The sequence below is a fragment of the Paenibacillus algorifonticola genome (assembly GCF_000971975.1).
Classification (GTDB): Bacteria; Bacillota; Bacilli; order Paenibacillales; family Paenibacillaceae; genus Pristimantibacillus; species Pristimantibacillus algorifonticola.
This window is the reverse complement of sequence record NZ_KQ040781.1, coordinates 87470-103674: the sequence shown is the minus strand read 5'-3', so window position 1 is coordinate 103674 and position 16205 is coordinate 87470. Positions and strand designations below refer to the sequence as shown.

At 46.1% G+C, this 16205-nt stretch carries 5 protein-coding genes; all 5 read right to left on the bottom strand.

Annotated elements, in window-relative coordinates; translation table 11 throughout:
* Positions 1-100: 100 nt before the first annotated feature.
* Positions 101-1684 carry a response regulator gene (locus WH37_RS03930; protein WP_046229261.1) on the bottom strand — a complete coding sequence of 528 codons (1584 nt, stop codon included), beginning with the start codon at positions 1682-1684 and terminating at the stop codon, positions 101-103.
* Positions 1685-1692: 8 nt separating this feature from the next.
* Positions 1693-3486, bottom strand: coding sequence for a sensor histidine kinase (locus WH37_RS03925; RefSeq protein WP_046229260.1), 1794 nt, complete (start codon positions 3484-3486; stop codon positions 1693-1695).
* A 159-nt stretch (positions 3487-3645) separates the two neighbouring features.
* Positions 3646-7359 (bottom strand): LamG-like jellyroll fold domain-containing protein, encoded by a 3714-nt coding sequence (locus WH37_RS03920; protein WP_046229259.1) that lies wholly within the window; start codon positions 7357-7359, stop codon positions 3646-3648.
* Between the two features lie 160 nt (positions 7360-7519).
* Complete coding sequence (locus WH37_RS03915; protein WP_046229257.1) at positions 7520-13300, bottom strand: LamG-like jellyroll fold domain-containing protein; 5781 nt, start codon at positions 13298-13300, stop codon at positions 7520-7522.
* Between the two features lie 355 nt (positions 13301-13655).
* Positions 13656-16046 carry an alpha-L-arabinofuranosidase C-terminal domain-containing protein gene (locus WH37_RS03910; RefSeq protein WP_046229256.1) on the bottom strand — a complete coding sequence of 797 codons (2391 nt, stop codon included), beginning with the start codon at positions 16044-16046 and terminating at the stop codon, positions 13656-13658.
* Positions 16047-16205 lie beyond the last annotated feature (159 nt).

The following is a 16205-nucleotide window of genomic DNA, read 5'->3' as shown; positions in this document are numbered from 1 at the left end:
TTCTATATCGCTATTGCTCTGCTGCGCGAATTTGTCTTATTTAAAGAAAAAATGTACTTTTTTGAGATTGTCGTCATCCCATTAAGTACATTTCAGATCGTTATCGATATTTTAAGGGGGACTCTCCTACATTCTTTTTGAACACTTTGCTGAAATAGTATTCATCCCCATAACCAACTTCTCTTGCGATTTCAGCAATTTTCATATCCGTTGTCTTGAGCAAAAATTTTGCGCGGCCAATTTTGACTTCGGTTACGTAATCGATAAAATTTTGTCCCGTTTCTTTCTTAAACAAATTGCTCAAATAGGCAGGAGAAAGCTGCAAATAGTCCGCTACTTTTTCCAGAGACAGCTCACCTTTATAGTGTTTATTGATAAATTGCTTCGTTAAGTAGACTCTCAAGCTTTCATAGTTCTCCATCAGTTGCCGGGTCATCCGATCCTTTAATTGATTGATCCACTCGATAAAATCAACTTTCATGCTCATTGTGCTTATGCGATCGTACATATCCTTGGTGAGGATTCCCTTCTCGCTGAGCTGATAATTTTCAACAAAGCTCTGGAATAAATAAAAGATGGTGAAGCTGATCCCCATCAGAAGTTCTTTCGTCAGTTTATGGTTACGACTGATCCCCTCGGTTAACCGTTCCAACGCTTGCTGGATATCATCCATTTCTCCGTCAATGAACGCCTTTTCAAGGCTCTTCATTTCCGCTGATAAGTCATCTGTTTTTTGCGAAGACAGCGAGCAAATATCGCGATAATAAATGTTCGTCCCTCTCGGATAAATAAAGGCAAATCGGACAGCTTCTTTAGCTTCTCTATAAGCTTGCTGGAGTCTTTCATAGCCATCATAAATTTCGCTGATCCCGATACTGACCGAAGTGCTTAAATATTTGCGCAGCGTGATCCGTAAATTTGCCATTAACTCTTCCAAGCCTTCGGAGGACCTCGCATCCCCCTTTGGCCGCAACGACAACACGGCAATAAACTGCTTCAGTTGAAGGCTGATGACATGCCCGTATGCGTAACTGGACAGCACCTCCTCCAAAATATTCAACACGGAATAATCGAGCAGATGCGGAGATTCGCCATATTTTAAATATATGGACGCATCATCGACTTCAATAATGAGACATACCAGCTGCTCCTCCGGGAACGTTAACCTATTTGCCTCTAAGTGATGGAGGATCTCGGATTGTGTCTTAACAACGCCGAGCAGCATATCCTTAAAGAGCTTTTCTTTGTGAAGAGGAGCATGATAGGCAGGCCTTGCAGTTGAGACATATACTTGCTCGCTGCTTGATGTCAAGATTAACGTCTTTAATTCCTTTAATAGGCTAATGAGTTGTTCGGATTCCAATTCTAGTTTTAGGATGTAATCCTCGGCGCCGTTCTTCATCGCTTCTTTGACGAATTCGAGATCATCATGGGCGCTAAGAATAATAAACTTAGCCGGGTGGTCTTCCCGCTTCAACGCCTTTAGCAGCTCTATGCCCGTCATGATCGGCATTTTGATATCCGTTAGGATAATGTCAGGGACGTGCTCCCTGGCCATCTCCAATGCTTTTTTTCCGTTCTCTGCTTCCCCAATAAGTTCTAGCCCAAGTTCTTCCCAAGGGATAATCGTCTTGATGCCTATACGAACTAACGCTTCATCGTCAACAATAAGTACTTTAATCATCGGTAATCTCACCTTATTTCAGTATCGTTCGGATTTTGGTTAAAGGATAATGGGAGTGTGATATGAACCTTCGTATAACATAAGGGTTTGCTTTCGATGTGTAAACCAAACTTCTCGCCATATATCATTTGAATGCGATTATGAACATTTTGTACGCCAATCCCATTGCTGTTCTCCCGATTCGGATGACGGAATTTCATCGTTTCCGATATTTGTTCATCCGACATGCCAACACCGTTATCCTCTACCGTTATCTGGAGCAGAGAATCCTCGGCACACACCTTAATTGTGATGACTCCAGGCCCTTCCTTGGGTTCAATCCCATGAAATATCGCATTCTCGACAATCGGCTGCAAAATAAATTTAACGCATTCCGCAGCATAGAACCGTTCTTCCACCTCATAATTAACTTGAAACTTGTCCCGATATCTCGTTTGCTGAATGAATATATAGTCTTTGATCATAACGATCTCTTCACCCAACGTAATCATCGAGGTGGGCTGTCTGAACGTATTTTTCAGCAAACGGCCTAATGCATCAACAACCTCTTTAATTCCATCCGCTTTCTGAATAATCGCCATCCAGCGAATCGTGTTCAGCGTGTTATAAAGAAAATGAGGATTAATCTGTCCTTGAAGTGCTTTGATTTCGGCGTTCCTTTTTTGCTTTTCTTCCTCAACGACCTGATTGAATAACGCGTTAATCCGCTGGATCATGTAATTATAAGTTACGCTTAACAGGCCGATTTCATCTGTACTCGTTACATTAACTTTCACATCAAGATTAGAGCCCCTCAGTTCTTTCATCGTAGAAATCAAATGTTTGATGGGAAGCACGATATTTCTTGAAACTAGGTACCAGAGGATTCCCGTAAATAAAAACGAAATTAGAAACACGATTGCCGTTACGTTAATGATGATTTTATTATCTTTGGTCAGCGCCTCAACGGGCACCATCTGAATGATTTTCCAACCATACTCCTCGATTTTATAAGAAGAAGTAAGAAATGTTTGTCCATCCTTCTTGATTTCAAGGCCTGATTCTTTGATATGATCTGGAAGGCTAATTCCTTCTGATTGTAACGTTTTGGTGCTTTGCTGTTCGGGAAATACGATTCTTCCGCGTTGGTCCACAATATAAATTTGACTTTGCGTCTTTAGCGAAGCCTTGCTTAAAATATCCGTAAATACCTTCGTACTCAAATTCAAATAGATAGCTCCGATGTTATTGTGATTCGTATCGTTAATGACTCTGGCAATTGAAAACACCTGATTTCTTCTGAAGTCATTGTCATTGTCGTGAACGCCTAGCCAAAGGACTTTTCCGTTTAATTCAAGCATGGTTTTATACCATGCTGAGGTTTGAATCTCGTCGGTGTTAATGGTATAGGCATCATTGCCATAAGTAAACTGACTGCCATTTTTTCCGAATACAAAGAGGGAAGTAATATAGGAGTAATAGTTCGAGTAAAACGATATATTGTCAAAAACTTGATCGACTCTTTTCAAATTCATGTAGAACTCAATATTGTTGCTGTTATCGGCCGTTATGGCATGCTGGATATCCTCGTTGATGTAGATCAACTCCGTAATTTTTTCAATGCCTGCTAGCTCCTTTTCTGTTGAATTCCCAATATACAATAAGTTTTCTTGAAAGGATTGACTGACCTTTTCTTTCACAATTTTCACGGACAAGAAGTAGGAGCTCACGCTAAGAGCAGTAGTTGGAATGATCATTACGAGTAAGAAAGCAATAAAAAACTTGCTCTGAATACTTTTTCGAAACATGCGGGAAGTTTTCATAGTCTGATCCCCTTACCACCGTAACAGTGTATGATAACAATTGTATCTCCTTGTAAATAAAGACCGCTCCTCCATAAGAGCGGTCTTTAGCTTACCACAAATTTTCACAGCTCTCAAAATTATAGAGCCATGGTAGCAATCTCACCCGCTTACAACGTATTAATACGCGGCGCCGGCCGTCAGGCCTGAATCAGTATAGCTTGTTCCAATTACATCTGTAGCAATGGTTGTATATGGCCCGCCGCTGGCTGATGCGCCTGTCGGCATTGTCGGCACTGCCAAAGTTCCCCCATTCATTACACTCATAACTTCTGATGCGCTAATAACGCGGTTGTAGATTCTGAAGTCATCAATCTGCCCCTTCAAATATTTATCTCCTGCCCATTCCGATTTTCCAATAAAGTTTCCACTGGTCGTCGGTGCCAGATCGGAAGGCTTAAACGTCATACCCGTATTTGTGGCTACCTGAACTCCGTCTATATAGAGAATACCGGTACTACCTGATAAAGTTACCGCTACATGCTTCCATGTATTCGAAGTTAAATTGCTGCCTTGCGAAATATTCTGTTCCGCCGTATTACCATTAGCAGTAATCGTAAATCGGCTTCCATTAAGCATCATCATCATATATTTCGTTGGCGTCGCGGCAACTGCCGGCCCTGCCGTAAATAAGCTGATCGCATCGGTCGTATTGCTGGACTTCACCCAGGCTGAAAATGTCATATTATTCAAACTATCTACAATATGGCTTGGCAATGCTACATAAGCTGCAGTCGTATTCGTTCCTCCAAAGTTAATCGCATTACCGTATTTGCCTGCCGCCCAGGTTGCATTGCTTCCGCCAATAATCGTTCCGTTATTTCCGTAGCCGGACGAGTCCGCGGCTGTAGTACCGCTCGTTTCGTCAAATTTATACCAGGTGAACAGACTGGAATCAGGCATACTATTTGGGGTTGCTGCTGAAGCAATAGATGAAATACCTGATGCTCCTACCGCATTGACTGCCGTGATTTTAAAATAGTAGGTTGTATTCGCCTTTAATCCGCGGACGGCAAATGTTGTTCCGCTAATCGCATCCGAATTTAATTTTGTATATATCGCATTCACTGCTGAAGAAGTAGACATGTAGACATGATAATCGGTTACACCCGATACGGCTGACCAACTTAAGTTGATTGAACTGTAACCCGCTGTTATCGCCGTTGCCCCTGTTGGCGTTGCCGGCACGGTTGCCAATGTTTGCCCATTCATTACGCCAGCAATTTCAGACGAGCTTAAAACACGGTTATAGATTCGGAAATCGTCAACCTGCCCTTTCAAATATTTATCTCCTGTCCATTCCGATTTTCCGATAAAGTTTCCGCTGGTAGTTGGCGACAAATCGGAAGGTTTAAACGTCATGCCTGTATTGGTTGCTGCCTGAACTCCGTCTATATACAGAATTCCGATGCTGCCGGATAACGTTACTGCAATATGCTTCCATGTGTTAGCGGTTACATTACCGCCCGGTGAAATATTCTGTTCCGCCGTATTACCATTAGCGGTAATCGTAAATCGGCTTCCATTAAGCATCATCATCATATATTTCGTTGGCGTCGCGGCAGCTGCCGGCCCTGCCGTAAATAAGCTGATTGCATCGGCCGTATTGCTGGACTTCACCCAGGCTGAAAATGTCATATTATTCAAACGATCTACAATATGGCTTGGCAATGCTACATAAGCTGCAGTCGTATTCGTTCCTCCAAAGTTAATCGCATTACCGTATTTGCCTGCCGCCCAGGTTGCATTGCTTCCGCCAATAACCGTTCCGTTATTTCCGTAGCCGGACGAGTCCGCGGCTGTAGTACCGCTCGTTTCGTCAAATTTATACCAGGTATTTAAGTTGGTATCCATGACTACTTTTACGGCGGCATTGTAAGTCTGTCCATTGTAGGCAGCTGTAATCGTAGCTGTACCTAAACTTAAACCCGTAACTACGCCTCCTGCATTCACTGTTGCCACGACCGGGTTAGATGAAGAATAACTCGCCTGAGCTGTAAGATCCTGAACGCTCCTATCAAAATCCATGACCGTTAATGCCGTCGTATGCGTATCATTCAGCATAATGGTATAACTGCTTGCATCCAAAACCGGAACTCCGGTTCCTCCCGTTGCCGCGGATACGACAGCTGACGTCGATCCCCCGGCTACGCTTACCTGATAATAGTAAATCGTATTCGATTCTAACCCGGTATTGCTATAAGAGGCTGCTGTAATTGGTGCACTATTAATCTTTGTATAAGTTCCATCTGCTGTTATTGATCTATATAAGTTATATCCTAGTGCTCCCGGTACAGCCGTCCAACTTAAGTTGATCGTAGCCGGGCCTGCTGCCGTTGCCGTCAAGCCCGATATTGAGCCTAAAGTGATCTGGTTGCTCAAGCCGACAGTTTGTGCTGCATCAGGTGTGTACAACAAAGTAGCAAGCGGATAATCCTTTGCTGCAACTTCCGGCATTCCCGTTTCATAGGCATAGGCCAGGTATTTATATTTTTCTTGGGTCATATCCCTTTGTTCAATATATTTATAATAGTTATATAAAACACTTAAGTAAGGATCGATTCTGCCCCTGCCGTCCGGGTTGATCTTGTCATAATATGCGGCTCCGGCTGTGTATCCGTCCGAGTACGCAGGGGTCCATAAAACATCATGACCAAGATGATACTTCAGAGTGTATGTCACTCCTGCCAATAACCGATCATCTAGGAAATTGAATACATTGACCGCATTCGAAGCAGTAGAAATCGTTCCATTCATCGGGTCAACTTTCGTACCTTGGGCATCGATGGTTTTCACCAATGTAGACAGTCCACCCACATTGCCATAAGTATGTCCCGCATCGCGCCCCATTTCCATTAACTGCACGTGGTAATCCAATGGAGCCAACGGTTCTCCTGTTATTTCATTTGCCGTCATCCAACGCATCTGATGCTTGATCGAACCGTTTCTTCCTCCCGGGTTACCTGCTGAGTTAACTGTCGTTGCTTCCACGGCCTCCGCATAAAGCTGCAGGTCATTGTTGAAGATAGCTCGCGCAATCATCCCCATGATGGCAAACTGATGCTGATTCATGAAGAAATTATGGGCTTGATTAGGATCCTCAGGTTGATCATAAGTGTTTCTAAGAAGCTCCATCATATTTGTGAAATTTTGAGTATCGGTATCCGACCATTTCAGACTCTGCGTCGGCGTATCGGAATAGCGCAAAATTTCTGCCGCTGCCGCAAGCAAATAAGTCGACGTTGCAAAACGGAAGTTCGTATGTTTAACAACAGACTGTATTGCTGCGTAATTTCTGATGATCGTCATGGCATTCGAGCGATACGTTTCATTACCGGTAACATACCACATAATCGCCTGTATGAAAGCGGTTTCGGAATCTGTATTGGCCCGAGTACCTACATAATCGCTGGGATTGGACCGATATACACCGTTTGCGTCCGTAAAGGCCCATGGACCCGGAATATTGACGAATAAATCATACCCGGATTCATAATAAATTCTTGGATTTTCGCTGGATTGGGGTTTGCTGGAAAAGGTATTAAATGCCGTGTTCCAAGGCTCGTCGCCCGCTCTTACATGATCGCGCATATTGTCCAAATCTGCCTGTCTCATTGCAATGCCCGGATGGTGGATGATTGCCGATATCGTGTTCCCGGAAGAATCAATATAAGAAGCATTGACATCGGTATTTACGACCTGAGGCTTGTAAGAAGTAATAAGCGGCGAAATAGCCGCTTTCGCTGTCTGGCCGCCAACGAAGATAACGCCCGAAACGACCAACATAGCGCAAAGAATGCAGGAAACAAATTGTCGAAAACGCTTTCTACTCATTATTTTATTACCCTCCTTTTATTCTTTTTCCATGAAAATATTGCAATTCCGCCCCCGATTTATTAAAGGAGGAAGGCATTAAGGCCTTCCTCCCGAAACTAGTACGATTATTAATAATATCCTAATTGACCATTGTTGCCTGAATGACCGGACCGAAACCTTACTTGGTCACAGTAACAGTCATCGTATCGCTGGAGATTGCACCAGCATAGTTGATGAGTTCCGCGCGATATTCATATATGCCAATCGTCCGATCCGTAATAGCGGTTACTGCCGATTGGGCAGACGGTGTATTGCTCGTCAACTCTTGCGTATGGATGAGAACGCCATTTTCGAACAAATTGTACGTTGTACCATTGGTGCCCCACCACATATTCATGCTGACATTGAAATCCCCGTCGCCGTCCCAGTTATTTACAGATAATACCGGTTTGGCCGGCGCTGCATGCGTTACGTTTACCGTGTGCGTACTGCTTGTTGTTGTCCCATACGCGTTGGTCAGCTCCACGCGATAGGCATAGGTCCCATTCAGCTTATTTGCAATGGAAGTTATCGCTTTCTGAGCGCTCGGGGAGTCATCCTTTAAAATTTTGGTATCGATTAATACGTCATTCTCGTAAAGCTTGTAGATCCTGCCATTATTTCCGTACCACATATTCATAATAATATTGTAATTGCCGTCCTGCTGACCTGTATCATCCCCATTGTCGTCGGACAGAACTGGTTTGCCTGGTACACCTGTGCTCTTTGCAGGGATATTGTTTACTGTCGCGGCAACTGATCCTTGGTTTCCGGCCGCATCAACAAACTCGAATGTGAAGCTGCCATTCCTAATGAACGTATAACTTTCTGAACTGCCATTGTTTGTAATGGATACCGGCTCGCTTGGCGTAATCGTTGCTATCACAGTATGATCTATCGTGGACGGTCCATTGTAAGCCACGGTTGCCGTTGGAGAGATCTTGTCGATATTGCCGACCGCATAGCTGCTGACATTCGAAACATTGCCCACAGCATTCGTTCCCCGTGCAAACACCGTAACGTTTTCGGACATAACCACCGGACCACCGTACGCGATCCATTCGCCACTGTCGCCTACTTTGTATTCCTTCACCGCAGTGTCATTCGGATAGCTGATCGTTAAGGTGACGTCGCCGTTGGTCGGGTCCGTAACGTCTGCAACGAAAGTTGCATCAGCAGGAGCTGAGATATTTCTGAACACCGCCTTCAAATGCCAGTCTCTGACTACATTGTACGTTTTTCCGCCGCCCAAATAACCGCCTGAATAGGTTGTCAGGTTGAACACGGGGTATTCCGACCATAAATAATCTGCCGTCATCCCATAGGTAATCGTCGGCTCCACCCATTTGACGAATTCATAGCCTTCAGCCGGCTTCGCCACCACGGTAACGGACGTTTGATCGCCATGCACCGTCAGCGAGGTTCCCTCATTTCCTGTCGGTGCTGGAGCAGGAGGAAGGCCGTTCGAATTGACATAAACCAAGGTCGTTCCTGCCGCGGGATCACTCGACGATGTCGTGATCGTATACGTAGGATCGTAGCGCTTCAGATCCTCGCCGACTTTCCCAAACATACGCAGTTCCGATATATTTCCATACCAGGCTCCTCCATAAATGCGGAAATATCGGAAGGCGTAATCCTTAAATTGATCCTTCACTTTAATCGGCTGCCAGATATCATAGCTATAGCCCTTCGATGTTTCGGAAATTATTCGCCAGTTTACTCCATCATCAGAAGCACTTACACTCACAGCTGCTGCCCTGCCAGGAAAGCCGCTACGGTTCAAAATTTCGATTCGGTCAAGCTGCATCAGCTTGTTACTGTTGCTCGTGCCGAAATCAATGTCGTAGTAACCGTAAGCGTTACCATTATATCTTACGTCGGCGAAGGTTGATATTTTGCCATCGAACAAGTAAGTAGCTTCAGTCGCTTCCAACGTATTGCTTGAACCGCTTAATTGTGCTTCAGCTCTCACATTAATCTCATTGGAAGTATTGGAAATCAACACTTTCTGGGACACTTGTGCGTTATTCACATTCGTAATGTATTTCTCCGGGTAGCTGTAGACAGTATAGGCTGGTGTACCGTCTGCAAAGGTATAATCAATGGAAAGCTCAGCATAGCCTGACTTCGATCCGGCATGAACAACATACTCAGCGGTATAGGAACCATCCCCGTTATTTGTCACGCCAACCGCCTCACCCTGAATGGTCGCCCGAATATTGCCGATCTGTTCATCTGCTTTGAATGTGAGAATCACCTTATCGCCTATGACGGCACTAGGCGGAATATCGAGCGTATCCTGGACAGGCGAAACAGCTTCCAGTTTCAAGCTTATATCTTTCACCACATTGCCCGTTTCAAAGCGTTCGCCAAAAATATGGAGATCAGAGATATAGAACGGTTGGTCCTCCGTATAATCATCCTTGTTTAATACGCCGGCGGTAAGATCCTTCATTCTAAAATAACGGAATCCGGTATTTTTGTACTCGTCTTTTACCGTATAAGTGAACCAATCTGTGGTATATTCCGACATATCGTCGGAGATTCGCACCCAGTTCGTATAGTCATTGGATGCCAAAATGATTGCTCCCTCTGACCGTGCCGGGAAGCCAAAGTCGGGCAACATCAGGAACTTGCTGGGCTTTACCTTAAAATTCTCACCGAAATCCAATGTAAACTGCTTCTCGTCAACTATCCATCTGATGGGAATACCTGCGCCACCATAGTCTACTAAAAATGCCGGATTGACATTGGGGCTGTCCGGCGCCCCGACTGCGATCCCCGTTAAATCAAGGGCTCCATCCGCTATCAACGGATTTAACAGGCGCAACCCGCTAACAGCTACCTTCAAATCAAGCAATGCCTGATTCATGGCAGCCGCGTCGCCGGATTCGACAAGAGTCAGCGCAGCTTCATACTTCGTCCGGAATACGGTATAGCTAGCTGTTTCATACACTTGAGCAGGATCATAAGCTTGGATTACATTTTTAATCGCTTCACTATAGCTGCCTGTGACCGAGACGGTGACCGCCAAAATATTCATGGCTGTGCCATTAGATGCCGACACATAGAATGAATAATCACCCATTGGGATGGATGCCGGAATGTTCCCCGACAGTATGCCGTTGCTATCTACGGTCATATTTGCATGGCTAACAAATTCGGTGTTATCTTCGACTATGCTGTATGTTATGGTTTGTCCTGCATTGCTTGCGGAATTGGACAAATCATATTGCAGCCGCGCCGACGTATAAGAGTCCAGTTGCAGCTCGTTTACGGCTCCCTTGAAGAGAGGGGCTTTCACCGTTGTGCTGTTGAGCAATAGATGATCAAACTCGACATATTCCCCCGTCTTGCCGTATACATTGAAATAGATCATGGAGTCTGCTTGGAAAGCGGTGCTAGGCACACTTGCCAAGTTGACGATCACATACTTCCATTCCCCTCCGGTATCGGGCAGGTTAACCGTGGCGAACGGCTCTTTGCCAATATCGCCATGGAACTTCAGCGTCGTAATCGCATTGCTCTTGATTCGGAACGCCAAGTCACCATTACGCCAGATGCCCACACTAGGAACAGCGAATAGGGAGCCGGCTTCTTCGGCCTCGATGAGGATCGAATCGTTTGTTCTCGTAATGCCGCTGTCTAACGGGGTAAAATGTGTTTCAAACTGGTACGGAACCGTGCTCCCATTCTCATGGGCAATAACAGCAGGTACGGGTGTGCCTAAAGCGCCATCAGGAATATAGAGCCACAAATCGCTGGTTCTCAAACCATAAATTTCCCAATACTTATTCATCGCTTCTGCTACATACTTAAAGTCGGGATTGTTATCCGTATAGCCCTTGCCATATTTATAGATGTAGTAGTAGTCCTCGCTGGCGCCGAGGCGTCCCCGTCTGTCTGCGCTAACCGAATTATTCAAGCCGTCATTGAATGGAATAGCGTATCCCAGGTTGTATTTATAATAGGTATTGACGCCTTTGATAAGCCGGTCGTTCAAGAAGGAATAGACGTCCACTCCATCACTGGCCACAGTAGCTGTCCCGTTGACCGGGTCGAGTGAAGTGCCTTGTGCCGAAATGATTTGAGCCAGAATGGACAAGTTCATCACGTTATCGAACGAATGCGGTTGATCCCTTACCATTTCTTTGACCGCCACGACAGGCTCGTCCAGCACATTCCCTTTGCTGTCCGTGGAGTATTCAAACATGGCGTTGGCTATCGCACCGTTATGGTATGCGTGCCCAGATGGAGTGCTGGCGTTTATTGTCGCCCACTCTAACACACGCTCGTAATCCGCCTTGCTATCCATGAAAACATAGGAGGATAATGTTGCCATGACAGAAGTTTGGTGTTGATTCATCCAGTTGGTATTTCGCTCCATCCAGAGACTTAGCGCCGGTTTCTGAAAGTTATCGCTATATTTTTGTGAATACTCATCCTTCCATTTCAGCTCTTCGTGTCCTGTACTCGTATAACGCAGCAATTCCGCGGCCGCATTCATATAGTACATGGGTCGTCCCTGATGAATATGCGCATCCGTCACATACTTCGCTTTGGACGGATCCAGGCTGCCCCACAGCAGGACGATCCGCATCGCTTTTTCCCGATAGTCGGGATCCCCTGTCATGAAATACATGATCGCCTGATAGTACGCTGCAAGGGCATCCTGCGTCATTGCCCCATTAAAGAGGCTGGTGCTATAGCTGTCATAGGTGTAGTTCGCCTCAAGCGCGTCAAAACCGGCGGACGGATTTTTATCGATTCTAATCCCGTACGATTTGGACGCGAACGAACTGGCCGCAAAATTTTCGAAATAACCGTACCACGGCTGTTCTTTGTTGCGGATATGCTCCCGTATGCGAAACAGATCCGCTGGCGCTACACTGACGGCAGGATGAATAAGCTCTGTACCCGTGTTGTTGACGAAGGTCGGCAAGGGCTCGGCGAGACCCTGAATCGCTGCAAGCAATTCTGCTGCCATGGCGTCAATCTGATCTTGAGTCGCTTCCCGATCTGCTTTCAACGCCAGTGCGCGACTGTTTGTTTCCAGCAGTATAGCCCAAGTTTCATCCGAGTAGTATTGCTGTCCGGCCACAATCATATTGGCGGCTTGATGAAGCACGGAGTTAAACTGGGTCCCCTTATATACCCTCTCAATCTCGGCCGCGCTTAAGGCATAGTCGTAGATACTGAATTCATCAATCAAGCCGTTAAACAACGGATCACTAGCGAACTGGCTTTTCCCGATATAGTTCAAATTCGGCGCAAAATCACTTGGCTTAATCGCAACATTGCTATTCGTTGCTTTTGCTTCCCCGTTTACATAAAGTGTAGCTTCTCCACCGCCCAGCGTCAGGGCCACATGAGTCCACTGTCCTACTGGGAGCTGTGCCGTATCCAAAACTTTCTCGGAGCCGCCGTTTATAATGGCGAACCGCATAAGTGTCCCTCTTTTCGGTGTCAGGAACATATAATTGCTTGTGCCTTTGCCGAAGTCAAAAATCCTCTGCCAGTTGCTTCCTCCATTCCATTTCACCCATGTAGATATTGTAATGGCTTCATAGTCTGACATCGGATGCTCAGCCGGCAGCGTCACGTAAGAGGATGTTCCATTCAGCTGGATGGCTTGCCCGACTACCCCGTCCACGTATGCGGGAGTGCCGGTGACCGTACCGTTAACCGATCCGTCAGAGCTATTGGCGTTCCCTTCAAACTCGTAAACGATCGGCTTCGGGGTACTTTCGTAAGTTGACTCCGTGACAGTCTGCTCGTAAGTTGATTCCGTAACCGTTACGCCTGAACCTGCGGATTCTTCGCCTTGCACAGGCAATGCAAGAGAGAACAGCATGATCAGGGATAGAATCAGGGCTATCAGCCTGCGCGATTGCATAATAACATTTACGATTTTCATTTCGTTCCTCCAATTTTAAAATTTCTTCAAATTACTCTCTTCCCCTAAACCATTACAATTAAGAAAACGCTTACAGTTCCAATCATAAAAATCACCCCCTATCAATGGTTCTTATAACCAAAAATGTAGAGACAATTTACCGAAATGTTTATATGTTGGCTTCTTCTACAAAATAATAATACTTCGAATCACTTGACTAACCATCATGTCAGTTGTTTTCATATCTTTCACCAGTTGTCCATTACCCGGGTTGTAGTCTCACATCATGAGAATGATGCCGTACTGAACAGCATCATTCTCAGAATTGTTATTCAATCGAAATCCTAAGTGGATTCTATCGAAAAATGAAGAGCGATCATCCTTTCCTAACGCGGAACACAGTAACTGAATGCTTAGGGAACTCGTAGCTTACTTGATTGCCTGACGTTTGCATCCTCTTATACTTGGGTACAATTTTTGCCGGCGCCTCCAAGCTGTTCATCTCATCCAGACCGTAACCAGACATATCATATACATCGATCAAAAGGCTGTCCGAATGCAAGTCGGCAAATTGGAGCTGCGCTTGAACGTCGACATCATGTACGTTCACGGCTTTGACAATCACATCTCCGGTTGCCTCTTCAATACTGGCAGAACAGTATAGGGGTTCAATGACTGGTGCAATGTGTTCCGTATCATTGATCAAAGCGCCGTCGACATAGGTGCGTATCCTCCGTCCATCTACTCGCACTTCCAGGTGATATTCCACGCCAGTCTCCGGCGAGAACAGGCTTTGCGTCAGACAACCTCTGTACCCTTTCGAGCCGGCATGAACCATCGATTCCTGATTGGAGTGGCTGCCCGCTTCCCACACCACATAATTGGCTTCATCCTGAAACCCGAAAAACATGATAAATCCTCTCGAACCATTTTTCCTTATCGCCTTCATGCTCAGCGAATAGCTCTTCAAGCCAGTTTCGCCAACTACCGCATTGCGGCCAAATTCGGAACGGTGGCGTCGATCTTCTTCCGTCTCGCCTATTTCGACCTTGTCCGTCAGCGTCCTCACTTCACCAGTCTCGTGGTTAATCAAGCGAATATCGCGGTAAACAACTTCATTGAGATTCGCCCCCACGAGCAGCTTGCCTTCAATTCGTTCTTTATTGCCGGCAGGCTGGGCCGGAACTGCGAACCCGTCGGTAACCATGCGCAGCAAATGGTCTCCTTGATGGTGCATGAACATTTGCTGCACATAATAGTTGGCCGTACCGAAAACTTGATGATTATTGAACCAAATCAAATCCGGTTTCCAGTTCACATAATCGATGTTGCAAAGAAGCGGCGCATAACACGCCAATCCGACGGCATGAGCATTCTTCTCGAGTCCGGTCATAAACGCGGCTTCCGCAAGCGCGTTGTAGTATGTATTGCCCCATGAAGCGTATTCCCCGAGGAACACCTTAGGATCGTCGGCGCTGAATGAATCATATCGGTGATAATGAGCCAGCAACCAGTCCGGAGATTGATAATAATGTTCGTCCACGAAATCCGAGCCGTTGTCCCGCGCGGAACGCCATCCGCGTTCATATTCGCCCCCGGCAGCGAACGGCCCACTTGAATTGATAATCTGAATGTCGGGATATTTCGCTTTAATCGCCTGATGGAAATAAGTATACCGCTCGAAGAACTGCTCCCCGATCTCTTCATTGCCAATACCGATATACTCCAGGTTGAAAGGCTCTGGATGCCCGAGCAGCGCGCGCAAGCTGCCCCACTCGGTCGAAGCGTCGCCGTTCGCGAATTCGATCAGATCGAGTGCATCGTCAATCCATGGTCCCAGCTCATCAATCGGAACATAGCGTTGGCTATGCGGATCAGAGCCCGCAGGCAAAATTGGAATGGGCTTTGCTCCAATATCTTCGCAAAATTGAAAATACTCGAAATAACCGAGCCCCAGCGTCTGATGATATCGCCAGTTGTTCTTGCGCGGCGGTCTTTGTTCGACAGGCCCGATCGTGTTTTTCCATCTGTACATGGAGTCGCGGTCCCCGGCGTTTAACGAGCCGTCATGAATAAGGCAACCGCCAGGGAAACGCATAAATTTCGGCTTCAGATCGGCCAACATTGTCGCGATGTCGTCTCGCAGTCCCCCCGGTCTGTTCCGAAACGTCTTGGTCGGGAAGAGCGAGATCATGTCCAAATATAGGGTGCCATTTCCCTTAGTCACAACTGCCAACCTGCCGCTGAAGTCGGTAGCCGATGAAGCAACGACAACCTCGTATTTCGTCCACTCCGATGTAACCATTACCTTCGCTTCGCCGTATACCGTACCGTCAATCCCTTCCAGCCTTACGGCTACAGGCTCATCGAAGCTTGCGCTCCGCCTGGCGTACATGGAGAACGTATACGTTTCGCCTTCGCGATATGGCAATCCCGAATTGAAGCCCAGATTTTTGATGCCTACTCCTTCTCCAGCCTCTATGATCTCAACCGCAACGTAATGAGGGTTGCGTGGATGAATAGGGTGCTCCTGCTCCACTTGTATGCTGCTTTTCCCTTCTCCAAGCTCTACCTTCTCCCACGCGGTTAAGCCATCATAATCATGCCGGTCAATCGGATCGAATTCGAAAGAACGGTTTCGAACCATCTCGGCGTATAGACCACCATCCGCGGCATGATTGATATCCTCGAAAAAAATGCCGAATAGATCGCCCAAAGCAGCCCCCTGGTCTTTTGTATAAATCAAAATTTTTCCCGTATTGCCCATTGTCCTTCTTCCCCTCATTTACATTGTCTGTTTATTTCTTGACGAATACGATATTGCGGACATAACCGTTTATATCAAGAGCTCGGTGGCCGTTTCCTTCCACGCGTTCATCCCCGAACCGTAAGTTATCGAACAAGACGCCATCTACAATACGTTCAT